We start from the raw sequence: 23,845 nt of genomic DNA on the forward strand, positions 1-23,845 counted from the left end.
TTGCCGCAGGAAGGGGAGTTAAACATGAGACGTGGATTGATTGTGTTCCTGCTCGCCGCTTTATTGTTCGTCTTCTATTACTTTGGCGTCGATTTGTTTGGAGCGACCGCCGCTGCCGTCATGAGCATTTTCTCTACCCTGACCGTCGTTTCGATCGCGTTCGTCATCTTCATGGACAACCGCAATCCGTCGAGTACGCTGTCTTGGATCCTGGTACTCGGTCTGCTGCCGGTCGTCGGACTGATCTTCTATTTCCTGTTCGGACAGAATTATTTCCGCCGCCGCAAGTATGACAAGAAAGCCGAATGGGATCGCCGCATTTACGAATGGAGCGAAAAAGACACGCTGGCCGGCGTCGAGAATACGGCGCACTTCAGCGACGAACAGCAGCGGATTCTGCGTTTGTCGCGCCGTTTGTCGCTGACTCCGGTCTCGTACTCGAGTCCCACGGCGGTTCTGACCAACGGCGGCAGCACTTTTTCCGAACTGCTTGCCGCCCTGCGCGGCGCGCGCCGCCATATCCATATGGAATATTACATTTATCGGGCGGACGATATCGGAACCCAGATCCAGAAGCTGCTGATCGAAAAAGCGAAAGCGGGCGTGGAAGTCCGGTTTATGGTCGATGCGGTCGGCAGTATCCAGCTTCCGCGCCGCTTCCTGGACGAGATGCGGGCTGCCGGGGTGAAGGTGGCGCTGTTCGGCGCAACCAAGTTTCTGCTGGCGACAAGCCGGGTCAATTACCGCAATCACCGCAAGATCGTCGTGATCGACAAAAGTATCGGTTTTATCGGCGGATTGAATGTGGGCGACGAATATCTCAGCCGGAGCAAGACGTACGGATTCTGGCGGGATACGCATATGCGGATCGAAGGGGACGCGGTCAGCACGCTGCAGCGTATTTTCCTGCGGGATTGGCGGCATATGACGGGCGAGCAGCCGACCGGACCGGGTTATTTCCAATCCAAAAGCAAACCGGATCCCGCGCTCGGCGCCGTGCAGATCATCGCAAGCGGACCCGACAACGACCGACGGACGCTCAAACATATCTTTTTTACCATGATTACGACGGCCAAGCGTTCCGTCTGGATCGCCACGCCGTATTTTATTCCCGACGAAGACATTCTGACTGCCCTGCGCACCGCCGCTTTGTCGGGACTGGATGTACGTCTGCTGTTCCCTGCGAAACCCGACAAGAAACTGCCGTTCTGGGCCTCGCACTCGTATTTCCCGATTCTGCTTGATGCAGGCGTGAAGATTTACGAATACGAAAAAGGATTTCTGCATTCCAAGCTGCTGATCGTGGACGGGGAAACGGCGAGTATAGGTACGGCCAACATGGACATGCGCAGCTTCCACCTCAACTTCGAAGTCAATGCGCTGCTCATGAACAATGCCAGCGTGAAACGCATCACGGCCGACTTCGAGCGAGACCTGCTCAACACGACGATGATCGATCCGGCCGCATTCGGCAGCAAACGCATGGCTCTGCGGTTTATGGAATCCGCCGCACGACTGCTGTCTCCGCTGCTGTGAACAGGAGGCGGAAGACGCGGTATGCAAAGCGGATCAGAACCGAAAAGGAAAGGAATTCGCCGCGGACGCGCTTCCTTTCCTTCTTGGCGTGCGGACGTGGAACGCCCCGAATAAAAGACGTTTGTGGGATCAAGGTTGTTATGGTACGCTAAAGGAGATCTCTTGAGCTTCGAAAGTTAAAATTTCATACAAAAAGATCGTGTTCGCACCGATTTTACACAATTCTTCATCCGCAAAACGAGCCGGAAGGCCGGTTGTTGGGTAATAAAAGACGATGGGGCAAGTCTGAATCAAGAAAGGTGAATCGGCATGGGGCGAAATGAAAAAAGTAAAACCGCGGTCATCGTAGGAGCAGGACCCGGCGGACTGGCGGCGGCGATGCTGCTTGGCGCGAAGGGATACGAGGTCGATGTTTATGAAAAGCAGTCCGTTCCGGGTGGACGCTCGGGCAGGCTTAAGCTTGGCGAATATACGTTTGACCGGGGCGCGACGTTTCTGATGATGCCGCAGCTGCTCGAAGAGCTGTTTGAGCAGGCCGGGCGTTCCGTACACGATTATGTGGAACTCCACAAGCTGGATCCTCTCTACGGGTTGTATTTCGACCGGGGTCGCACCGTGCTGATGCCTTCAAGCGACAATGAAGAGACGGCCAGACGGATCAAAGCTCTTTTTCCCGGAGAAGAAGCCGGATTCTATCGTTTTATGACCGATGAGTCAGTGAAGTACGAACATGTGGAGCCGCTGCTGCGCCGTCCTTTCGGCGGATTCGGCGATTATATGAAAGCCGATGCGATCAAAGCACTGCCTTATCTCAAAATTACCGATACGGTTTATGGTCAGCTCTCGCGTTATTTCAAAGACGAGCGGCTTAAATATGCGTTTACCTTCCAATCCAAATATCTCGGCATGTCTGCCTGGAATTGTCCGGGTACTTTTACTATTTTGTCGTTTATGGAACACCGCTACGGTCTGCTGCATCCCAAAGGCGGCATCTCCGCGCTGTGGGACGCCATGGTCAAGGTAGCGGAAGAACACGGCGTGCGCTTCCATCTGGGAACGCCGGTCGAACGCATCGTGACGGACAAGGGACGCGCCACGGGCGTACGCCTGCCGGGCGGCGAGACCCGCTTGGCCGAACATGTGGTAATCGGAGCCGACTTCGCTTCGGCGATGAACCATCTGTTCGAACCCGGCGTACTCAAGAAATATACCCCGCAGAAACTGGAAGCGAAAAAGTATTCCTGTTCGACGGCCATGCTGTATCTGGGCATCGACGGCGAGATCGACCTCCCGCACCACTCGATCCATTTTGCGGACGATTATGCGAAGAACGTCGAAGAAATCACGGGCAGCCAGAAGCTGTCCGAAGACCCTTCCATCTATGTGCATAATCCTTCCAAACTCGATCCGACGCTGGCGCCGGCCGGAAAGTCCGCGCTGTACGTGCTGATGCCGGTCCCGAATCTCAAAGGCGACGCGGATTGGAGCGGCCGCCGAGCAGAACTCAAAGAGTGGATGCTCGACCGGGTGGAGATGATCGACCAACTGAAAGGACTGCGTGGGCGCATCGAAGAAGAAGCGTTCTTCACGCCGCAGGACTGGCAGGATTCGCTTGACGTATACCGGGGGGCTACCTTCAATTTGTCCCACAATCTGGGGCAGATGATGGCTTTCCGCCCGCATAACAAGTTCGAGGAAGTCGACCGCGTCTGGCTGGTGGGCGGCGGCACGCATCCCGGCAGCGGACTGCCGACCATCTTCGAATCGGCGCGGATCAGCGTCGACCTGATCGAGAAAGCCGACGGCAGCAGACGCGCCCATGCGGCTCCCCAGCCGCTCGGCGCGGCCGGAGGAACCGAATGACCCGCGGACCGAAAGTCGCCATCGTAGGCGGCGGCATCGGCGGCCTGACGGCGGCCCTGCTGCTCAGCCGGCAGGGCGCGGAAGTCACGCTGCTCGAAGGCCGCGACCGTCTGGGCGGCCGAATCGCTTTTGAACAAGGCGGAGAACCGGCCGCGCAGATCGATCAGGGGCCGACGATCGTACTGCTGCCGGAGATGCTGCTGTCGATTCTCGAAGAAGGCGGCGTCCAGCGGGAACGGATCAAATTGATCGAAGCCGACCCTCTCTATCGTATTCATTATTCGGATGGACGAATGATGACCAAGCGCCGCAAGCCGGAAGACCAGGCCAAAGAAATCGAGCGGCTGTTTCCCGGGGAGTCGGAAGGGTATATCCGGTATATGAACCAAATGCGGGATATGTATCCGGGTGCCAAAGCTTCGGTACTGGAACGGACGTTTCCCCGCAAGCGCGACTTCTTCGCGCCGCGCCAGGTGCGTATGCTCGGCAGGCTGCAGGCGCACCGCAGCGTAAGAGCCGCGGCTTCCCGATACTTCAAACACAAAGATCTGATCGATGCCTATTCGCTGCAGTCGCTGTATATCGGAGGACAACCTGCCGGAACGCCGGGCGTGTATTCGATTCTGCCGTACGCGGAGCACGATTTCGGCATCTGGATGATCGAAGGCGGCTATGCGCGCCTGCCGGTTATTCTGGAAGAAGAGCTGCGTGCGCGAAATGTCGAGATCCGCTTGAATACCCGCGTGCAGCGGCTATCCGTCGAAACGGGCCGCTGCCGGGGGATTGTCGTGGACGGTGTGCGCGAAGAGTACGACGCCGTTTTGTTCAACGGGGATTTTCCGAATCTGCTGCCGCTGCTCGAAGGTCAGCCCGAAGCCAATCGCAAAAAGTCTTACCGTCCGTCCTCGGGCTGCGTGATGGTCTATATGGGAACTTCCAAGCGTTGGGAAGATACGGCGGCGCACCAATTCTTCCTCCCGGAAAGCCTCAGCGACAGTCTGCAGGCTGTGTTCGAACGGGGGATGATTCCCGCCAATCCGTCGTTTTATGTCTTTAATCCGATCGAGCTGGATCCGGGCGCTGCTCCGGAAGGGGAAAGTCTGCTGTATTTCCTGATCCCGGCTCCCGATGCTTCCCGGATCTCCTGGGCCAAGGAAGGCCGGCGCCTCGCGCGCAAAGTGCTCCAAACCGCAGAACGCCGAGGATTCCCGGGTCTGCGTGACTCGATCAAATGGATCAAACTTCGGACGCCGGAAGATTCGCGCAAAGACGGGAACTATGTCGGAGGCAGTTTCGGCATCGCTCCGATTTTGACCCAATCCGGTCCTTACCGGCCGCAGCCCAAGCCTTTTCAGACGATAGACGGATTGTATGCGGCGGGCGCTTCGGTGCATCCCGGCGGCGGCGTGCCGATCGTGATGCAGGGAGCAAGAATGGCCGTAAATCAGCTTTTGAAGGAGTGGAATCCATGAATGAACACATCATGCAGCAGTGCGAGGACTCGATGCGGCGGGGATCATCCTCGTTTTACCACGCCTTCCGGGATCTGCCCGAGAAGAGGCGTCATGCCGTCTACGTCATCTATGCGTTCTGCCGCCTGATCGACGACAGCGTCGATGAGCCGGAGACTTCGCCTTTTACCATCCATGAACTGCGCGAGCGGTTTCTTGATCTGGAACAGGCGAACGACCATTTTATCTGGCCGGCGCTGCGCTGGTTGTTCGCCGGGTTTCCGAACCTGGGACGCCAGCCGTTCCTGAATCAGATGGAAGGCCAAGTATCGGATCTGACCCTGCTGCGCTACGAGACCATGGAACAGTTGGAACATTACTGCTATCTGGTCGCCGGTACGGTAGGGGAAATGCTGCTTCCGGTACTCCGCGACGATCTGCATGCCGAGGCGGCCGAAGCGGGCATTGCTCTCGGCAAGGGGATGCAGATCGTCAATATCATTCGCGATGTCGGCGAAGATCTGGGCCGGGGACGCCGTTATATTCCGGCGGATCTGATGCGCCGGCACGGTTATACCGAAGAGCATCTGTCCCGCGGGGTGATCGACGGGCGGTTTACCGCCATGATCGACGAACTGCACGGGCAGGCCGCCATCTGGCTGGAGCAGGGGCTGTCCAATCTGGACAGCTATCCGAAGCGCAGCGGCTTGTCGGTAGCCTTGGCCGCCGCTTTCTACGGAGCGATCTTCGATCAGGTGCGGCGCAACGGTTATGACGTTTTCGGCCGGCGGGCCATCGTGCCGGATGAAGAGAAAGGCGCGCTGTTTCTGCGCGTCATGGCGAGCTTCGGCGCGGCCGACGATTCCGCGGACAGCGCAGCCGTGTCTTAATGGACGGATCGCAGACCCGTCTACGCCTGCGGGCAGCCGGAGATAAAAGCCGTCTGGAGCGGGCGGCTTTTATCTCCGGTCTCGTATTCGATGTCTGGATGGCGATCGGCACAGGCGAAAGGAGAGGACGAAGCGTTGATTATGACTTGGGTTCTAACAGCCGTCTGCGTACTGCTCGCCGCGCAGCTGGTCTTCGCGCTGATTAACAGCCGTGCCCTGCCGGTTCCCGGCAAGCGCACGCGCAGGATCGAGAACCGCCCGCTGGTGTCGGTACTGATTCCGGCCCGCGACGAAGAACGCAATATCGAGGAATGTCTGGCCCATGTGCTGGCTTCGGACGATTCGGAATACCGGCTCGAGGTGATGGTCTACGACGACGACTCGAGCGACGATACCGGAGGCATCGTCCGGCGTATGGCGATGGAAGACCACCGGATCCGCCTGATGCAGGGGGACGAACTGCCCGAGGGCTGGAAAGGCAAATGCTACGCCTGCCACCGTCTCGCCGAACAGGCATCCGGCAGCTGGTACTTGATGCTCGATGCCGATGTAAGAGTCGGCAAACTGGCGATCCGGGATACGCTGCGTTCCGCCATGAAGAAGAAAGTCGGGCTGCTCAGCGGATTTCCCAAACAGATCACGGGGACCTGGATGGAACGGCTGGTTGTCCCGATGATGGAATTCGTCATCTTGTGCCATCTGCCGATTCCGATGGTAGCCCGTTCGAGCAGCCGCCTGTTTTCCGCGGCGCACGGCGCTTATATGCTGATCAAACGTTCCGCCTACGAATCGGTCGGCGGATACGAAGCGCTCAAGAACGAGATGGTGGACGATATGGCCATGGCCCGCGCAGTCAAACAGGCGGGTTACAAAATGATGCTGGCCGATATGAGCAAACATGCCGAGATGCGGATGTACCATGGGGCGCGCGAAGTCTGGGAAGGCTTCAGCAAAAATATGTTTGCCGGAATGGGGCGCAATTATGTGCTCATGGCCGTGATGCTGCTGTGGTATACGGCGCTGTATATCCTGCCGCCGATCGCGCTGCTCATCGGCCTGTTCTCGGGCAATCTTCACCTGGCGGGGTTCAGCGGCCTGGCCATGCTGCTCGGGATGACGGTCAAATCGGTGTGCGACATCCGGAGCGGTCTGCCGGCCTGGCGCGGCGTCTTCATGGCTGCAACCGTCTGCTGCACCCTTGCGATCGCCCTGGCAAGCGTTGCCGGCGGGTTGAACGGCAAAGGCCATACCTGGAAAGGCCGTAGATACGGATAAAAAAGCCCGATGCTGGCCCATGTCGAAGCCGATCTGGGCCTATACGGCATCCGCCCTCCGCATCCCCGGGAGCCAGTGCGCTGTTTATTCCGGCCCCTGCGCCTTATCTGTCCGAAGCCTGGAACTGGCGGCAACGGCGTGCGGATTATACGGAGAAGATTGTGGGAATTGAAAAGAAAGAGGGGACAGGCCATGACGAGAGAAAAGAATGATTCCGTATCGACCGGAGACCGCAAAAGCGAGCATGTTCGTCTATGCCTGGAAGAGGAAGTGGGCGGTGTCGGCGTAACGACCGGATTCGAACGTTACGCCTTCCGGCACAATGCGCTGCCGGAAACGGATTTTGACCATATCGATTTGTCGGCGTCGTTTCTCGGACGCGAGCTGCGTGCGCCGATGCTGATCAGTTCGATGACCGGCGGAAGCGCCGGTACGGGACGGATCAACGAGCGGCTGGCCGAAGCGGCGCAGATGCGCGGCTGGGCGATGGGACTCGGTTCTGTTCGCGCCGCCGTTGAACGCGGTGAACTGGCGGAGACGTTTAAGGTCCGGCACAAAGCGCCGGACATTCCGGTGATCGCCAATCTGGGGGCGGTTCAGCTGAATTACGGCTTCGGGGCGGACGAATGCCGGCGTGCCGTGGATATCGCGGAAGCCGACGCGCTGGTGCTGCATCTGAACAGTCTGCAGGAAGTGTTCCAGCCCGAAGGCAATACGAACTTTGCCGGGCTGCTGCCGAAGATCGCGAAGCTGTGCCGCGATCTGGACGTGCCGGTCGGCGTGAAGGAAGTCGGCTGGGGCATCGACGGCGAGACGGCTCTGCGCCTGGCGGAAGCCGGCGTCGCGTTTATCGACGCGGCGGGCGCGGGAGGCACCTCATGGAGCCAGGTGGAGAAGTTCCGCAGCTCCGACGCCATGCGCCGGGCCGCGGCGGAAGCGTTCGCCGGCTGGGGCACGGGGACGGCGGACTGCATCGCGGAGATCCGCGGCGAACTGCCGCATCTGCCGCTGATCGGAAGCGGCGGTCTTCGCGGCGGTGTGGACGCGGCGAAGGCGATCGCGCTCGGCGCCGATCTTGCGGGCTTCGGCCGGGCGCTGCTCGGCCCGGCCGTGGATTCCGCCGAGAGTGCGGCGAAGGCCATGGAGCAGGCCGAATTCGAGCTGCGCACGGTCATGTTCGGGATCGGCGCAGGCTCCGTATCGGAGCTTCAAGGCACCAAACGGCTGCAGCGCAGATAGTATATTTGGCCGTGCGGATGCCCGGCTGCGAGAAAAACTATTTTTTATTTTCCATCCGTTGATGCCTCTGGGAGTTAAGACTTTTTTTGATCGAAAGGGTATAATATTCCTGTCCGATGCTGTCGGAAGCAGCGAGCGCTTTCTCGCCGTACCGTCTTTCGTTTCAGAATTTTGAATCCATGGGCAGGGGGAAACGGAATGATTCAATTGTCGGGTGAGAGACTGACCCAGATCCACTATGTAGGCATCACGGAAGAAGATCTTGTTTTTCTCAAAGGACAGAGCCGGGCGTTCGAACAAATCGTCGACCGGTTAGTGGATGCGCTGTACGACCATATTGTCGCCCAGCCGCACCTGCTTAAGATTATTCGCGCGCACAGCACGGTGGACCGTCTTAAGCAGATGCAGCGGGGATATTATCTGTCGATGACTTCGGGAAGGATCGACGAAGCATACATCGAGAACCGCCTTTTTATCGGCCGGGTCCATTCCCGGATCGGATTGACGACGGATTGGTATCTGGGGACTTATCTGAAATACCTGGATTTGTCGGCGGTGTACCTGAAAGAATCGACGGATGAATGGCAGCCGGTTATCCATGCGCTCACCAAAATGTTCAATCTCGATTCGCAGCTCGTCCTCGAAGCCTACGAAGAAGACGAGAAGAACAAGATTCGGGGACTCGCGGAGAGTCAAAAAAAGCTGCTGGAAGGGGTAGGAAGCGCCGTTCAGCAGCTCGCTTCCATGATGGGGACGCTGGAAGGCAGCAGCCGAAAAATGTCGCAGTCCGCACGGTTGTCGGCCGATCACCACGCGGAGTCGTTCAAACGTCTGGAAGGGCTCTCGGGCGAAGTGGAACAGGTACGCAGCGTACGCAGCGTAGGCACCGTGATGGACGATTTCTCCAGCCAAACGCATCTGCTCGGAATCAATGCCGCGATCGAAGCGGCGCACGCGGGCGAGCAGGGCCGGGGATTCGGCATCGTCGCGAGCGAAGTTCGCAAGCTTGCCGTCAAATCCAAAGACGCGCTGCGTTTGATCGACGACAGGCTCAAAGTCATGTTCCGTTCGCTTGACGAAGTGCGCGGCAGTTCGCTTGAGAATGCCCGGTATGCGGAGGAGCAGGTGTTGGCCGCCCAGGAGCTTGACGCTTTTGTCGCCACGATTGCCCGGTTGTCCAAAGAACTGGAAGAGCTGCAGCACAAAAACTGAAAGTGGGCTTCCGGCGGTCCGAAGATTCTTTGAACGGACAAAAAAGAAAGCGGTACCAGAAACGCGGCGAAGCGCGACAAGCGGACGGAACCCAACCGTCCGCTTTTTTTGCCGTGAAATCTTCTCGACCGCCGGGGACGCTTCCGTATCTCTTCACCCGAAATCCTGTTATAATATACGCTGATGCTTTTTGCAGGAATATCTTAATGGGCATTTACGATCAAACTCAGAGGAGTTGTGTATTCATATGGCATTGAAAGCCGGTATCGTAGGTTTGCCGAACGTCGGCAAATCCACATTGTTCAACGCAATCACGCAGGCGGGCGCAGAGTCCGCCAACTATCCGTTCTGCACGATCGACCCGAACGTCGGGATCGTCGAAGTACCTGACGAGCGTCTCGACAAACTGACGGAGATGGTGACGCCCAAGAAAACGGTGCCGACGGCATTCGAATTCGTAGACATCGCGGGTCTCGTGCGCGGCGCGAGCAAAGGCGAAGGCCTGGGCAACAAATTTCTGGCCCATATCCGCGAAGTAGACGCAATCGTACACGTCGTTCGCTGCTTTGTGGATGAGAACATCACCCACGTGGACGGCAAGATCGATCCGATCAGCGATATCCAAACGATCAACCTGGAGCTGATTCTCGCCGATATCGAGAGTGTCGACAAAAGAATCGAGCGTTCCAAAAAGAACCTCAAAGGCGGCAACAAACAGTCCGCGCAGGAAGTCGAAGTGCTGGAAAAAGTCAAAGAAGCTTTGTACAACGACCAGCCTGCACGCAGCCTCGATCTGACGGAAGACGAACTTCAGATCATCCGCGAACTGCATCTGCTGACGCTTAAGCCGGTTCTGTATGCGGCGAATGTGGCCGAAGACGAAATCGCCGATGTGGCAAACAACGCCTATGTCCAGAAGGTACGCGAGTTTGCGGCGGCCGAGAATGCGGAAGTCGTGCCGATCAGCGCCAAAGTGGAAGAAGAGATTGCGGAACTCGAAGGCGAAGACAAACAGATGTTCCTCGAAGAACTGGGCATCGAAGAGTCGGGCCTCAATCTGCTGATCAAAGCGGCCTATAAGCTGCTGGGTCTGTATACGTACTTCACGGCAGGCGTTCAGGAAGTTCGCGCCTGGACGATCCGCAGAGGAACCAAAGCACCGGGCGCGGCGGGCGTGATCCACTCCGACTTCGAACGCGGCTTTATCCGCGCCGAAGTGGTGGGCTACGACGATCTGGTCAACGCGGGTTCCATGAACGGTGCCAAAGAACGCGGCCAGCTGCGCCTCGAAGGCAAAGAATATATCGTGCAGGACGGCGACGTTATGCACTTCCGTTTCAACGTTTAATCGTTGGCAAACTAGTCAAAAAGCCGCTTTTCCCTCAAGGGGAAAGCGGCTTTTTGCTGGGGAAAAGGGCGGGTCATGCCGCGGAGAAACCGGAGCGGCGTCCGTAGTCATCCTGCAGTCCGGTGCTCCGGCTCCGACGAGAGCGGTGTTCACGCTGCTTGGACGAGGCGCCTGGACCTTCTTCGGCACCCGTCCGCCGGATCGCTTTTCTATTCGGCCGGCGGACGATGATAGCCTCGGTCGCCGTACGGCCGGAGCTGGTTCATCCATTTGGCTTCCAGCTCTCCAAGCTGGTCGCGTACGGAAATATAAGCGTTGTCCGACGGTTTCAGCACTTCCAGCACTTCGAATTCGAACGCTTCTTCGCCGTACGTTTTCCAATCCTGCTGCAGCGCTTTATTTTTGAAACTGCCGTTATTCAATTCGAATCGTCGGCCTTCCATCGATTTGAGATTCGGCAGCGAAGCGATAAACGAGCGTCCGCTTTCTTTGTGGACAATCCGGTATACGCCGGATTCCTGCTTGATCTCTTTGTAGATTTCCTGAAGTTCTTTTCTGCGATTCATGGGAAGTTCCTCCTTCTGGGTAGGGGATAGATCGGATTCGGGCTTTCCGCCCCGGGTTGTCCAATAAGCGCTGCCGTCCGATTCGCGGTCCAGAAATCCGTATTCGATCAGGAAGCGGCGCAAAATGGCATAATCGGCATAAACCGGTTCGAGTGCCGCATTGATTTCTTTTTCCGTATACAGGCGCTTGTCGTCAAGCCTCGCAGCCGTATGCCGAAGCACGGCCAAACGCTGCTTCTCCTTCAGATCGAAAGTGCGCAGCGGTTTGTCCGGACCGTCCGGAAAAGCACTGCCGAGAATCTGCCGCTCTTCCTCTTCCGTCAGATTGTAACGGTCGTCTCTTGTTCCCGCCTGGGGATGCGGCTCGATAAAGGCCGGCTCGCTGTCGCCCTGCTGCTTGAGCAGTTCCATCAGCGCGAGGAAGAGGCGCGCCTGCCGCTCTTTCTCTTTCAGCGCGAACCGGTGGTTGCGGATCGTCGAAGCGCTTCCGATTCCAAGCTCCTTCTTGATCTCGTCGTCGCTGCGTCCGCTGTAGAACAGCCGGAGCAGGGCGTTCTGATGATCGGTCAGGCCCGTCGCTTTCTTGCCTTGTCCGATGAGCGCTTCAAAAGCCGAGCCGTGCTGCGACGCGATATGCCGCCGCATAAACTTCTCCGCTTCGTAGAAGGAGCCGTTTTCCGCATAGATGACTCCCTGTTCCGCCGAATGTCCGCAGAACAGACAGACGAACAATTCTCCGCTCCGGGCATAACCTTTTTTTAGGTCTTCGATCGGAGCATTCCACAGCGTATCCGTCATATTCATAGAGACAATTCCTCTCTTTGTTTGGTCTAGGCTAGATATAAATGCAGTTTGTCTATATAAATATAAACATTACCTCATATCGTTTGTCAATTGATAGACGAACTCCGTTTTTGTTTGCTCGACAAAAAGCCGCTTTCGTTTCAAACGACGAAAGCGGCTTTGGTACGGCAAGGAAGCTGGTTTATTTTTCGAACGAGATCAGCACTTCGACCGGAATATCGTTGGCCAGCACTTCCAGGCTCAATACTTGTTTGGAACTCATTTTGACCGAGATATTTTCGCCGGAGAGCAGGGTTGGAGTGGAAATATCGATGGCGATACCGTTGTTGGCAAAACCGGTTGCGGCCGTAGCAGTCAGCATATTGGACAGCTCGGATAACGCGCTTCGGGCCATCTCGTCTAATTGTTCGACCGCCATTCCCATCATCATGGTGGAGGCGATTTTCTTGGCGCTTTCCGTATCGATCCGGTACACGACATTTCCTTTGAGCGTTCCTACGATCCCGACGAGGATAATCACGCCGGAACAGGTGAGCTCCTGTCCTTTGACACTGAGGCCGCCTTTGCGGACGTCGGTAAACCCGAGCTGCGGCATCACATTCATAAACGAATCGATAAAGGGATTAACGTGCGCTACATCCATTTGTCCTCACCTCTTCTAAAGCCGATATTCAGCAGCATTTCTCCATAGTTGGTATCCGCGGTCGCGCTCATGGTCTTGAACGTCGCCTGGGAGATCAGCATGTGTTCGCCATGCATCACCGATGGAGGGGCAAGCCGCAAACCAAACGCTTTATTTTTCTTGTTCAGGATCGAGCAGGCATTGCCCGCCACGATATTCGTATATTCGGCAAGAGCGGCAGTAATCTCGTTGGTGCTGGCCGGTTCTTTCTTCATCATGGCCGCGACCAACGCACGGGCCGTGTCTTTACTCAGGTCGATCATCAGTCTGCCCGAGAATTTGCCGATGATTCCTACGATTACGGCAATTCCCCGCGATTCGAAATCTTCGTCCAGTTCCTGTTCGCCGGTGTAGGTGAGAAGGGTCTTGGTCATGCGGTTCAGTCCGTCTTTGAACGTTTCCTTGAACACTTCGAAGTAAGCTTCTTCCAGTTCCTGGAACATTTCATTGAAAGCCATGACCCGCTGGATCTCGCCAAGCAGTTCATCGGCGTCTACAGGTTTCTGAATGTAGCCGGATACATGATTTTCTTTGGCTTCCTTGAGGATTTCGTCGTCCATCATGGAACTGATCACGATCACTTTGATATTCGGATTGATGGCGTGAACGGCGCGCGTACACTCCAATCCGTCTGTTCCGGGTAGGGTCATGTCCATCGTAACCAGCGCGGGCTGCGTGGCTTCGATTACCTCTTTGACTTCTTCCAAGGTTCCGGCGTCCCCTACGACTTCGAATCCATTTTCTTCAAGGATGTTGCGAATGACGGCTATCGAAAAGGGTGAATCATCCACGATTACGACTCTTACAGCTGACATATGACCCTTCCTTTCTCCCTGTGGTACATTTCGCCTGAGTAAAGTGAGTGTACGCCGTTCGTCCAGTGTCCAACAGCCATAAGAAACGGAGCTAGGCCAGGTCCAGCGTATGTAGTATAATATCGACAGATGCAGGATAGAATGTAAGTAGAAAATGAAGAGATTTAGAGGAAGTTTCGATAGGCAAGCTTGGAGGCCTGTGTTATAATAAAGAGTCGTTGCACACCGATGCAAACGGCTCTTTTTCTACCTTTTTCTTCTTAGCAGGTCCGAAAGACGAAGACAGGGTGATGAAGTTCACGAGCGTGTACGTATAAGCGGGAATAAAACAGAACCACAATAGACTTAAATCCGGAATTTCCAATCTAATACAAAGAGGTGATCCACCTTGTTGGATAAATTGCAGGCATTGGTTGACCGTTACGATAAATTGAGCGAACTGCTGTGCGACCCGGACGTGGCCAGCGACTCCAAAAAGCTGCGCGACTACTCCAAAGAGCAGTCCGATCTTCAGCCGTCTTACGAAGCCTACTCGGAATACAAACTGGTTGTCGAAGGTCTCGAGTCCGCCAAAGAAATGCAGGGCGAGAAGCTGGACGACGAGATGCGCGAAATGGTCAAAATGGAAATCGACGAATTGTCGACGCGCAAAAAAGAGCTGGAAGAAAAAATCCGCGTACTGCTGCTGCCGAAAGATCCGAACGACGAGAAGAATGTCATCGTCGAGATCCGCGGCGCGGCCGGCGGCGACGAAGCGGCGCTGTTCGCGGCCGATCTGTACCGCATGTACAGCCGCTACGCGGACGCGCAGGGCTGGAAAGTCGAGCTGATGGACGTGAACGAAAGCGATCTGGGCGGCTTCAAGGAAGTCATCTTCATGATCAACGGACGCGGCGCCTACAGCAAAATGAAGTACGAGAGCGGCGCACACCGCGTACAGCGGATCCCGGCCACCGAATCGGGCGGACGGATCCATACGTCGACCTCGACGGTAGCCGTGCTGCCGGAAGTCGAAGAAGTGGATATTATCATCAGCGACAAAGACATCCGCGTCGATACGTTCTGTTCCAGCGGAGCGGGCGGACAGTCCGTCAATACGACGAAATCCGCCGTGCGCGTGACACATATTCCGACGGGCATCATGGCGACCTGCCAGGACGGCAAATCGCAGAACTCGAACAAAGAAAAAGCGCTTCAGGTGCTTCGTTCCCGGATTTATGACGTGATGCGCCAGGAAGAAGAAGCCAAATATGCCGGCGAACGCAAAAGCAAAGTGGGCACGGGCGACCGCAGCGAACGGATCCGGACCTACAACTTCCCGCAAAGCCGCGTTACCGACCACCGCATCGGCCTGACCATGCACAAACTGGACCAGATCATGAACGGTGATATCCAGGAGATCGTATCCGCGCTGACGATCGCCGAACAGACCGACCTGATCGACGAAAAGGGAGTTTGAATCTGTTGAACAGAGTACGTTCGGGCCGGGGCGGCTTTCATTTGCGCGAAGGCTTGACGCTCCGGGAAGCCTTTGCGGAGGCTTCTTCTTTTTTGCGGGAACGGGGCGTGGAAGAAGCCGACGAGAATACGCGGCTGCTGCTTAAGGAAATCCTGGGCATGTCGGGCGCACAGTACGTGATGGCGCTGCGCGAGCCTTTCCCGTACGAGTTCAGGGAGCGCTGCGAGAACGCGATCACCCGCAAAGGCGACGGCGAGCCGGCGCAGTACATTTTGGGGGATCAGGAGTTTTACGGGTTTACGTTCGAGGTCACCCCGGAAGTGCTTATTCCGCGGCCGGAAACGGAGCTGCTTGTCGAAGCGGTGCTGACCCGGGCGAAGACGCTGTGGCCGGAAGGATCGCCTTCCGTGCTTGATGTCGGAACCGGCAGCGGTGCGATTGCCGTCAGCTTGAAGCTGCTGCGGCCGGAACTCCTGGTTACCGCGAGCGATATCTCGGAAGGGGCGCTTGGAGTGGCGCAGCGCAATGCCCAGCGGCTCGGCGCGGACGTCGAATTCCGCGAAGGCAGTCTGCTTGAACCGTTCGCAGGCCGAAGTTTCGATATGCTGGTATCGAATCCGCCGTATATCCCGGCGGCCGATATCGAGGAACTTCAGCCGGAAGTGCGCGACTTCGAACCGCGCGGCGCGCTGGACGGCGGACCGGACGGACTGTGGCCGTACCGCGAAATGATGAAGCAGCTCGATCTGCTGCAGCGCGATCCGAAGCTGATCGCGTTCGAGCTTGGCATGGGCCAGGCTGAAGCGGTGGAGAGTATGCTGCGCGCGCGCGGCAGCTGGACTTCCGTCGAGACCGTGTTCGATCTGGCCGGGATCGGCCGGCATGTGATCGGAATCGTCTGACGGAGGCTCGGACCCGGGGAAATGCCGGGCAGCCGCAGGTTAACATCGGTCGATCAAGGAGGCGAGGAACGGAAGCGGGAAGCCGCCGATGCTTCTCGCCTTCTTGACGCGTTCGCAGGGATGGATGCGCCGCTTGTCGTCGACATGACAAGGGGCTTATTATGCCCTACAATATATACACGAAGCCCGCTGCCGGAACCGCCGTTCTCCGGCCATGTCCGGCAGGGGGAGCAGGGCCCGTTCGACGGGCAACCCGGAGAAAGCCGGCGGAGCTGCGCCGCAGCCCGCGGGGCGGCACGTGTGCAAGCATACGCGGCAAGAGGGAATAACCGGCCTTGAACAGGCTTCTCGGAGGAAACGTACAGCATGCTGACGAAATGGAAACACACCGACTGGACCCTGATTACGATTCTTCTGATGATGATGGGCATCTGTATTCCCGTTGTGCACAGCGCGGTCGCCAACAGCGACAAGTTCAGGGGTCTGGATACGCAGATGATCTTTTACTACATTCTCGGGTTTGGCGTGGTCTTCTTGATGACGCTGGTCGATTACCGGCTCTACACCAAGTATTTCTGGGTCGTGTACGGCGGAGGCCTGCTGCTGCTTCTGCTGACACTGACCCCGCTCGGACAGACGCAAAACGGCGCACAAGGCTGGCTGAAGCTCGGTCCGATCGGCATGCAGCCGGCAGAGCTGTTCAAGCTGGCGCTCGTGATCACGATCGCTTCGCTGCTGGCGCGCAAAAACAAAAACAAACTGGGGTTTTTCGCGGATGTCATCCCGATCGGGATCGTCGCTTTTGTGCCGTTTGCCCTCGTGATGATGCAGAACGACTTGGGGAATGCGCTCAGTTATGTGCTGATTCTGCTGGGTCTGCTCTGGATCGGCAACCTGAAGTTTCTGCATGCGTTCCTTATTCTCGTACTGGGCGCGGGACTGCTGTTCGGCGGAATCAAAGCTTATGTGACTTACCATGACCAGGTGTCGGACTTTATGAAGAATACGCTGGATCGGGGCCACTGGCTGGACCGGATCGATCCGTGGCTGATGCCGGAAGAAGCAAGCCGCGACGCTTCGTGGCAGACCAAGAACGGCAAGTACGCGATCGCGGGCGGCGGGATGATCGGCCAGGGCTTCAAACAGGGAGAAATGGTGCAGAATCCGACCGGTTCGCTGATTCCGTATACGTATTCGGATTCGATCATTGTCGTGATCGGCGAGGAGTTCGGATTCGTCGGCATCTCGCTGCTGCTCGTGCTGTATTTTATCATGATCCACCGGATGATCGTGATTGCGCTGGAATGCAGGGACAGGGCAGGCTCTTATATCATTGTAGGCATCGTGGCGATGTTCATGTATCAGATCTTCGAGAATATCGGTATGTTTATCGGTTTGATGCCGCTGACCGGGATCACGCTGCCCTTTATCAGCTACGGCGGCACGTCGCTGCTGATCAATATGGCGAGTATCGGCGTCGTAATGAGCATCCGGGCCTGTACCAAAGAAGATGTCGTCAAAGAGGAATTTGCCGATGTCAAAGGCGCGAGCAATGACGGAGGGATCGGAGCGGCTTTGTCGCGCATGGGCCGTTCAGGCAAAGCGTAACGCCAAAGCGCGGGGAACATCTCCGATGATGGGCGGGACGCTGATCGATTTGGAAATCTACCGATACGCGGCGGCACTGCGCGTATTACCGGGGAGGCTGCGGCGATGCTGGGCAAGATCAAAAATATCGACTGGACGATTATCACCATTTTGCTGATGTTCGCGGGAATTTCGATTGCGGTCATACACAGCGCAGTGATCGATTCGTCGGATACGAAAATTGTGAATTCGGCCATGAAAATGATTCCTTACTACGTGCTCGGATTTATTCTGGTCGTAGGGATGACTTTTTTCAATTACCGGCTGCTGGTCAAATACGCTTTGTATTTGTATATCGTCGGAATCGGGATGCTGATGCTGGTCTGGTCGCCGCTTGGCGTCGTGATCAACGGAGCAAGAGGCTGGATCAATGTCGGGGTAAGCGTACAGCCCGCCGAGGTGTTCAAGCTGATCCTTATTATCGGCATCGGCGCGTTCCTGGTCCGCAAACAGCGCGATAAACTGCGGTTTTGGAAAGACGTTGTGCCTGTCGGTCTCGTGGTGCTGCTGCCGTTCCTGATCGTTATCGCGCAGAACGACCTGGGCAACGCGCTTTGCTACGCGATTATCGTAGCTGCGCTGCTGTGGATCGGGAATATAAAATACACGCATGCGCTGATCTTTATTGTGCTGGCCGGCGGACTGCTCTACGGAGGAGTGACCGCGTATCGGACCTTCCATGCGGATATCGTGAACTTCATGAAGGATAATATGCCGGAACAAAACCACTATTTGACCCGGTTGGATCCGATCCTGCTGCCGGGCGCGGCCAAAGACGATTATCATGCCAAAAATGCGCTCGAAGCGATCGCCAGCGGAGGCATGTTGGGCAAAGGGTATATGAACGGCGAATTGTCGCAAAAAGTGCCGTATACCTACGCCGATTCCATCATTACCGTCGTGGGCGAGGAATTCGGATTTATCGGGATGGCTTTTCTGCTGCTGCTGTATTTCATTCTCATCCACCGGATGATCGTGATCGCGCTGGAGTGCCGGGACCGTGCGGGACCTTTTATCATCGTCGGGATCGTCGCCATGTTCCTGTACCAGATTTTCGAGAACGTGGGGATGAATATCGGCTTGATGCCGATCACGGGGATTACCCTGCCGTTTATTAGCTACGGAGGAACCTCCCTACTGATCAATATGGCTTGTATGGGTATCGTCATGAGTATCCATGTCCACAATCAGGAAACGATCCGGTTGGACAATACGCTGCGAACCGACCATCTGGACGAAGCCGACAAAAAAAGCGGCCGCCGATTCAAGCTTCCATCCCTCGGGTTCGGACGTACGGGTGCCGCCCGCGGCGAAAAAGAATAATTCCGGCCAAGATTCCGGAGTATGCGAAGGCCGTCTCCGAAAGGTGCCGGTCTTCTGCCGCTTCCGGGAAAGTGATTCAAGCGGAGGAAAGAGGTTAAAACATGAACGCAGGTCTTGAAGGACAAGGACGAACCCGAATCTGGACCGTCGGGCCGCAGGGTTCCACGGGGAACAATCGGACAGAAGAACAGGGTTCGGAATCCGGCGGGGTCCGTCTGCAAGGCAGCGGCGAGCCGGTCGGATCGCAACCTTCCGCCCCGTCGACCGCACAGGTCGCTCTGTCCGGAGGCGGGGATACGGCTCGCGGGGAGAGTCTTTCCCGGGAGGACGCTCAGGCCGCTTCGCTGCTGTGGATGGAGGACGCATCCATTCGCGAAGCCGCTGCACTGCTGGCCGGAGGCGCGCAGGTCGCGTTTCCGACCGAAACGGTGTACGGGCTCGGAGCGGATGCCCGCAGTACGCCTGCGGTCGAAGGCATCTTCGCCGCCAAAGGCCGCCCGTCGGACAATCCGCTGATCGTGCATATTGCCGATCGCGTCGAGCTCGATGCTCTGGTGCTCGAAGTCACCGAGGCGGACCGGAAGCTGATGGATGCGTTCTGGCCGGGAGCGCTGACGCTGGTTCTGCCGGTTCGGCCAGGGGCTTTGTCGCCGAGAGTGACGGCGGGACTCGATACGGTTGCGGTTCGGATGCCGGATCACGGCATCGCCCTGGCGCTGATCCGCGCGTCGGGCTGTCCGCTCGCGGCGCCGAGCGCGAATCGTTCGGGACGCCCGAGTCCGACTCTCGCCGGCCACGTGCGGGAGGATCTGGACGGCCTCATCGACGGAATTGTCGATGGAGGGCCGTCCGGCGTGGGCGTCGAGTCGACCGTCGTGCGGACGAACGCCGCAGGCGGTGCGACCGTGCTGCGCCCGGGCGGCATTCCGGCCGAGGATATCGGCCGGGTACTCGGCGCGGAAGTTCGCGCCGTATCCGCGGATGATACCGCGGATGTGGATCCCGCGGCGGCTGCGGCCGCGGGGCAGGTCTTGGCGGCCCGCGGCGAAGCCGGGCCGCCGGGAGAAGCGCCCCGTTCGCCGGGCATGAAGTACACGCACTACGCGCCAAGCGGCCGGCTCGAAGTGGTGCTGGGCGCCGAAGAAGCGGCCGCGGACGAGATCCGCGAACGGCTTGCCGCCGCCCGGGAGCGCGGCGAGAAGACCGGGGTGCTCGCGTTCGACGAGCACCTGGAGTCTTACCGCGACCTGGCGGACGTCGCGCTGCCGCTCGGCAGCCTGCTCGATCTGCGGCAGGCGGCTTCGCGGTTGTACGCGGCGCTGCGGCGTTTTGACGAAGAAGGCACCACGTACATGCTGGCCGAAGGCTGCAGCGAACAGGGGATCGGTTCGGCCGTGATGAACCGGCTGAGCAAAGCGGCGGGCGGGCGGATTCACCGGGTCTAACCCCGGAGGGTCTGTCCGCTGCCCGAAGACTGCCCGGCTGCTGTTTGCCCCCAATCCAAATCGGTATTTTCATTTTCGGGTAAAGGAGACGGTTCGCTTGAAACGCATATTATTCGTATGTACCGGCAATACCTGCCGCAGTCCGATGGCGGAGGCGCTGCTGCGGCAGATGGCGCGCCAGCGCGGTGTGGAAGTAGAGGTTCGCTCCGCGGGCGTATCCGCTTCCCGGGGCGTACCGATGTCCCGCCATGCGGAAGCGGTGCTGCGCGATCACCGCATCGCCGATCGATTGACGTCTTCGCCGCTTGATGCGCAGTTGGTCGAGTGGGCGGATCTGATCCTTACGCTCACCGGATCGCATAAGAGCCATGTGCTGCGGCACTTTCCGTCCGCTTACGAACGGACCTACACGCTCAAGGAATATGTGGAAGACGATCCGAACGTACTCGGGGACCTTGAGGAGTTCGACAGCCTGACCGCGGCTTCCGAATTGTCGCGTGCCCTGGGCGAAGAACCCGAACCGGCGGCGCTGCAGCGAATGATCGAACTGCGGCAGCGTATTCCGCTGTTCGACATTTCCGATCCTTTCGGCGGCTCGCGCGACGATTACGAGTCGACGGCTGCCGAAATCCGTACCGCGCTGGACCGGCTGCTCGACAAGCTTTGAGACTCGACGATATCAGACGGACTCCGGTACGTTTCAATACGCTTGAACGAAGCTTCCTGCTTCCTGACGCAATAGAAAGACGCCTAACGAACCCTCGTCACGCTATTTGAGGGTTCTTTGGTTTTTGGAAACGGGGCTGCAGCGATTACAAGTCCTTCAATCGGCTGCTTGATCTCTTCAGTCTCTTCCGCTGCTCTCTTCCGAACGCCAAACGGCCTCCCCCGGTTTTTGTCCGGGTTTTCCTCGATTTTTAAGTTGATTTTTGCCGGTTGTTCCCTTATGATGAACTTAAATTACAGATCCGGTGTAACTGGCGACAAATGTGGGTTCAACCACGATGGAGCACCGGAGTTATCGGCCGGTCGCCTGGGCAAAGAGCAGCTTCGCGTGTTTTTTACGCGAGGTCGCTCTTTTTGTTTTTTTGACAGCGGGTTTCACCTGCACGGCGGCTTTCCTTTGTTTCCATTCGGCGTTATGATCGGTAGAGAAATGCCGGACACACCTGCGTCCGGTTTGACGGCGAATGCGACAGCGAAGGAGTGGAAGCATGGAGAAGAAACAAACAAGCGGAGATACGATCCGGGAACAAGCGGAGCTTGCGGTCCGGGAATTGGCACAGACGGCAGGACTCAAGCCGGGCCGAATATTGGTTGTCGGCACGAGTACCAGCGAAGTAGCCGGACGTCATATCGGAACTTCCGGAGCGCTGGATGTGGCGCAGTCGCTGCTTGAAGGGATCGGTGCGGTGCAGGCCGAGTTCGGCTTCGACGTCGCCTATCAATGCTGCGAACATTTGAATCGGGCGCTTGTCTTGGAACGCCCGGTGCTTGAACGTCTCAATCTGCGCGAAGTCTCGGCGGTTCCGGTGCCCAAAGCCGGCGGTTCGATGGCTTCCGCCGCTTACCGCGCCATGGCCGAACCGGCTTTGGCCGAGACGATCGAGGCTCATGCCGGAATCGATATCGGCGAGACGCTGATCGGGATGCATCTGCGGCGGGTAGCGGTTCCGCTGCGCTTGTCCGTGCGGCAGATCGGCGAAGCCCGCGTCAATGCCGCGCTGACCCGTCCGCCGCTCATCGGCGGAGAACGGGCGATGTACCGGATTCCGGAGGAAGCGGATTCGACTTTTTGCGAATAACAGCAGTAAACCGGGCAGGTTCGGTGCAGAGCCTGCCCGGAAGATAAGTAGAGGCTTTGCCGCGGCGCGGCAGTGAAGGAAGCAGCAGCTTGTCCGATTTGATCCAATGAACCGTACAGACGATACTTTTCAAACCCAGGGAGGAATACGTAAACATGGAGAACTTGAGAAAAAGCGACCCGGCCGTACTGAAAGCAATGGGACTCGAACTGGACCGTCAAAAAGCCAACATCGAGCTGATCGCATCCGAGAACATCGTCAGCGAAGCGGTGATCGAAGCGATGGGCTCGGTGCTGACCAATAAATATGCGGAAGGCTACCCGGGCAAGCGCTACTACGGCGGCTGTGAGCATGTCGATATCGTGGAAGATCTGGCGCGCGACCGTGCCAAAGAACTGTTCGGCGCGGAACATGTCAATGTACAGCCGCACTCCGGCGCACAGGCGAACCTCGGCGTCTATCTGGCCGCGCTCAAAGCGGGCGACACCGTTCTCGGCATGAACCTGGCCCACGGCGGTCACCTGACGCACGGCAGCCCGGTTAACGCTTCGGGTATTCTGTACAACTTCGTGGCGTACGGCGTACGCGAAGACAACTTCCGTATCGACTACGACGAAGTGCGCAAAGCGGCGTTCAAGCACCGCCCCCGCATGCTCGTAGCCGGCGCAAGCGCTTATCCGCGTACGATCGACTTCGAAGCGATGGCTTCGATCGCGAACGACGTCGGCGCGCTGTTCATGGTCGACATGGCGCATATCGCGGGCCTTGTGGCTGCAGGCCTGCACCCGTCGCCGGTTCCTCATGCCCACTTCGTGACGACTACGACGCACAAGACGCTGCGCGGACCGCGCGGCGGCATGATCCTGTGCAAGAAACCTTGGGCGCAGGCGATCGACAAAGCGATGTTCCCGGGCACGCAGGGCGGACCGCTCATGCACGTGATCGCTTCCAAAGCCGTCGCGTTCGGCGAAGCGCTTGACCCTTCGTTCAAAGTGTACGCGCAGAACGTGATCGACAACGCCCGCGTATTGGCCGAGACCCTGGTCGCGGAAGGCCTGGAGATCGTGTCGGGCGGTACCGACAACCATCTGATGCTGATCGACACGCGCGGCGTAGGCATTACCGGCAAAGAAGCCGAGCATGTGCTCGACTCCGTCGGCATCACGGTCAACAAGAACGCGATTCCTTTCGATACGACGAGCCCGTTCATCACGAGCGGGATCCGCATCGGCACGCCGGCTGCCACTTCGCGCGGCATGGACCAAGACGCGATGAAGTCGATCGGACGCATTATCGCTTCCGTGTTGAAATCGCCAAAAGACGAAACCGTCCTGTCCAAAGCAAGCGCGGACGTGAAAGACCTGACCGACCGCTTCCCGCTTTACCCGAATCTGCAGTACTAAGATTGCGGTTCGGCGCGTTTTGCCCGATCTGCCCCGACTCTTCCGAGCCGGGGCTTTTTGGCGTTTTCCTTTTGTTCAATCGATAGAAGCCGTGAGAGAGAGTTAAGGTTCTTGCCCGAAACTGAAGGAAAGCGGTTAAAACGGGGTATATAAAAAGTGCGTTTGTCATTGCTCTATTGC

At 57.6% G+C, this 23,845-nt stretch carries 19 protein-coding genes and 1 riboswitch; of the genes, 16 read left to right on the forward strand and 3 right to left on the reverse strand.

Annotation, left to right across the window (positions count from 1 at the left end):
* Positions 1-24: 24 nt before the first annotated feature.
* From cls to ychF, 8 genes are all read left to right on the forward strand, one after another.
* Positions 25-1,536, forward strand: a complete 1,512-nt coding sequence (cls, locus tag HRQ60_RS13350; RefSeq protein WP_172196328.1) for a cardiolipin synthase — start codon at positions 25-27, stop codon at positions 1,534-1,536.
* Positions 1,537-1,845: 309 nt separating this feature from the next.
* Complete coding sequence (locus HRQ60_RS13355) at positions 1,846-3,399, forward strand: phytoene desaturase family protein (RefSeq protein WP_172196329.1); 1,554 nt, start codon at positions 1,846-1,848, stop codon at positions 3,397-3,399.
* Positions 3,396-4,871, forward strand: a complete 1,476-nt coding sequence (locus HRQ60_RS13360) for a phytoene desaturase family protein (protein WP_172196330.1) — start codon at positions 3,396-3,398, stop codon at positions 4,869-4,871. The genes HRQ60_RS13355 and HRQ60_RS13360 overlap by 4 nt, the downstream gene beginning before the upstream one ends.
* Positions 4,868-5,740 (forward strand): phytoene/squalene synthase family protein, encoded by an 873-nt coding sequence (locus HRQ60_RS13365; protein WP_172196331.1) that lies wholly within the window; start codon positions 4,868-4,870, stop codon positions 5,738-5,740. The genes HRQ60_RS13360 and HRQ60_RS13365 overlap by 4 nt, the downstream gene beginning before the upstream one ends.
* Positions 5,741-5,881: 141 nt before the next feature.
* Entirely contained in the window at positions 5,882-7,015 is a 1,134-nt protein-coding gene (locus tag HRQ60_RS13370; RefSeq protein ID WP_246281320.1) for a glycosyltransferase family 2 protein, read from the forward strand.
* Between the two features lie 192 nt (positions 7,016-7,207).
* Positions 7,208-8,254, forward strand: a complete 1,047-nt coding sequence (gene fni, locus HRQ60_RS13375) for a type 2 isopentenyl-diphosphate Delta-isomerase (RefSeq protein WP_172196333.1) — start codon at positions 7,208-7,210, stop codon at positions 8,252-8,254.
* A 198-nt stretch (positions 8,255-8,452) separates the two neighbouring features.
* Complete coding sequence (locus HRQ60_RS13380) at positions 8,453-9,466, forward strand: globin-coupled sensor protein (protein WP_172196334.1); 1,014 nt, start codon at positions 8,453-8,455, stop codon at positions 9,464-9,466.
* A 247-nt stretch (positions 9,467-9,713) separates the two neighbouring features.
* On the forward strand, positions 9,714-10,814 hold the full coding sequence (gene ychF / locus HRQ60_RS13385; RefSeq protein ID WP_172196335.1) for a redox-regulated ATPase YchF: 1,101 nt from the start codon (positions 9,714-9,716) through the stop codon (positions 10,812-10,814).
* 209 nt (positions 10,815-11,023) lie between these two features.
* Here the strand turns inward: ychF and HRQ60_RS13390 are convergent, their stop codons facing one another.
* The 3 genes from HRQ60_RS13390 to HRQ60_RS13400 form a co-directional block, all read right to left on the reverse strand.
* Positions 11,024-12,184 carry a DUF2087 domain-containing protein gene (locus HRQ60_RS13390; protein WP_172196336.1) on the reverse strand — a complete coding sequence of 387 codons (1,161 nt, stop codon included), beginning with the start codon at positions 12,182-12,184 and terminating at the stop codon, positions 11,024-11,026.
* A gap of 181 nt (positions 12,185-12,365) precedes the next feature.
* Complete coding sequence (locus tag HRQ60_RS13395; RefSeq protein WP_172196337.1) at positions 12,366-12,827, reverse strand: chemotaxis protein CheX; 462 nt, start codon at positions 12,825-12,827, stop codon at positions 12,366-12,368.
* The gene (locus tag HRQ60_RS13400) at positions 12,818-13,681 is read right to left on the reverse strand and encodes a response regulator (protein WP_172196338.1); all 864 of its coding nucleotides are present in this window, start codon (positions 13,679-13,681) and stop codon (positions 12,818-12,820) included. The genes HRQ60_RS13395 and HRQ60_RS13400 overlap by 10 nt, the downstream gene beginning before the upstream one ends.
* A gap of 388 nt (positions 13,682-14,069) precedes the next feature.
* Here HRQ60_RS13400 and prfA point away from each other — a divergent pair, with 388 nt between their 5' ends.
* The 8 genes from prfA (at position 14,070) to HRQ60_RS13440 (ending at position 23,665) form a co-directional block, all read left to right on the forward strand.
* Positions 14,070-15,140: a peptide chain release factor 1 gene (gene prfA, locus HRQ60_RS13405; protein WP_172196339.1), complete on the forward strand. Its 1,071-nt coding sequence runs from the start codon at positions 14,070-14,072 to the stop codon at positions 15,138-15,140.
* A gap of 5 nt (positions 15,141-15,145) precedes the next feature.
* Positions 15,146-16,042: a peptide chain release factor N(5)-glutamine methyltransferase gene (gene prmC / locus HRQ60_RS13410; RefSeq protein ID WP_172196340.1), complete on the forward strand. Its 897-nt coding sequence runs from the start codon at positions 15,146-15,148 to the stop codon at positions 16,040-16,042.
* Positions 16,043-16,408: 366 nt separating this feature from the next.
* On the forward strand, positions 16,409-17,650 hold the full coding sequence (locus HRQ60_RS13415; protein ID WP_172196341.1) for an FtsW/RodA/SpoVE family cell cycle protein: 1,242 nt from the start codon (positions 16,409-16,411) through the stop codon (positions 17,648-17,650).
* A gap of 105 nt (positions 17,651-17,755) precedes the next feature.
* A complete protein-coding gene (locus HRQ60_RS13420) occupies positions 17,756-19,012 on the forward strand; it encodes an FtsW/RodA/SpoVE family cell cycle protein (RefSeq protein WP_172196342.1) in 1,257 nt (418 codons plus the stop codon).
* Between the two features lie 353 nt (positions 19,013-19,365).
* Positions 19,366-20,457, forward strand: coding sequence for an L-threonylcarbamoyladenylate synthase (locus HRQ60_RS13425; protein ID WP_172196400.1), 1,092 nt, complete (start codon positions 19,366-19,368; stop codon positions 20,455-20,457).
* 97 nt (positions 20,458-20,554) lie between these two features.
* Entirely contained in the window at positions 20,555-21,124 is a 570-nt protein-coding gene (locus HRQ60_RS13430) for a low molecular weight protein arginine phosphatase (RefSeq protein ID WP_172196343.1), read from the forward strand.
* Positions 21,125-21,420: 296 nt separating this feature from the next.
* Positions 21,421-21,503: riboswitch (ZMP/ZTP riboswitch) on the forward strand.
* A 168-nt stretch (positions 21,504-21,671) separates the two neighbouring features.
* Entirely contained in the window at positions 21,672-22,262 is a 591-nt protein-coding gene (locus tag HRQ60_RS13435; protein WP_172196344.1) for a TIGR01440 family protein, read from the forward strand.
* Between the two features lie 155 nt (positions 22,263-22,417).
* On the forward strand, positions 22,418-23,665 hold the full coding sequence (locus HRQ60_RS13440; protein WP_172196345.1) for a serine hydroxymethyltransferase: 1,248 nt from the start codon (positions 22,418-22,420) through the stop codon (positions 23,663-23,665).
* Positions 23,666-23,845 lie beyond the last annotated feature (180 nt).

Origin of the sequence: Saccharibacillus qingshengii (genome assembly GCF_013185195.1) — a bacterium.
Lineage (GTDB): Bacteria > Bacillota > Bacilli > Paenibacillales > Paenibacillaceae > Saccharibacillus > Saccharibacillus qingshengii.

What these genes read in the sequence shown, in the direction of transcription:
- HRQ60_RS13365 (WP_172196331.1), top strand. Translation starts at nt 4,868, where the DNA reads ATGAATGAACACATCATGCAGCAGTGCGAGGACTCGATGCGGCGGGGA.
- ychF (WP_172196335.1), top strand. Translation starts at nt 9,714, where the DNA reads ATGGCATTGAAAGCCGGTATCGTAGGTTTGCCGAACGTCGGCAAATCC.
- HRQ60_RS13370 (WP_246281320.1), top strand. Translation starts at nt 5,882, where the DNA reads ATGACTTGGGTTCTAACAGCCGTCTGCGTACTGCTCGCCGCGCAGCTG.
- HRQ60_RS13435 (WP_172196344.1), top strand. Translation starts at nt 21,672, where the DNA reads ATGGAGAAGAAACAAACAAGCGGAGATACGATCCGGGAACAAGCGGAG.
- HRQ60_RS13390 (WP_172196336.1), bottom strand. Translation starts at nt 12,184, where the DNA reads ATGAATATGACGGATACGCTGTGGAATGCTCCGATCGAAGACCTAAAA.
- HRQ60_RS13440 (WP_172196345.1), top strand. Translation starts at nt 22,418, where the DNA reads ATGGAGAACTTGAGAAAAAGCGACCCGGCCGTACTGAAAGCAATGGGA.
- HRQ60_RS13425 (WP_172196400.1), top strand. Translation starts at nt 19,366, where the DNA reads ATGGAGGACGCATCCATTCGCGAAGCCGCTGCACTGCTGGCCGGAGGC.
- HRQ60_RS13420 (WP_172196342.1), top strand. Translation starts at nt 17,756, where the DNA reads ATGCTGGGCAAGATCAAAAATATCGACTGGACGATTATCACCATTTTG.
- HRQ60_RS13395 (WP_172196337.1), bottom strand. Translation starts at nt 12,827, where the DNA reads ATGGATGTAGCGCACGTTAATCCCTTTATCGATTCGTTTATGAATGTG.
- HRQ60_RS13355 (WP_172196329.1), top strand. Translation starts at nt 1,846, where the DNA reads ATGGGGCGAAATGAAAAAAGTAAAACCGCGGTCATCGTAGGAGCAGGA.
- HRQ60_RS13415 (WP_172196341.1), top strand. Translation starts at nt 16,409, where the DNA reads ATGCTGACGAAATGGAAACACACCGACTGGACCCTGATTACGATTCTT.
- HRQ60_RS13400 (WP_172196338.1), bottom strand. Translation starts at nt 13,681, where the DNA reads ATGTCAGCTGTAAGAGTCGTAATCGTGGATGATTCACCCTTTTCGATA.
- fni (WP_172196333.1), top strand. Translation starts at nt 7,208, where the DNA reads ATGACGAGAGAAAAGAATGATTCCGTATCGACCGGAGACCGCAAAAGC.
- HRQ60_RS13360 (WP_172196330.1), top strand. Translation starts at nt 3,396, where the DNA reads ATGACCCGCGGACCGAAAGTCGCCATCGTAGGCGGCGGCATCGGCGGC.
- cls (WP_172196328.1), top strand. Translation starts at nt 25, where the DNA reads ATGAGACGTGGATTGATTGTGTTCCTGCTCGCCGCTTTATTGTTCGTC.
- HRQ60_RS13380 (WP_172196334.1), top strand. Translation starts at nt 8,453, where the DNA reads ATGATTCAATTGTCGGGTGAGAGACTGACCCAGATCCACTATGTAGGC.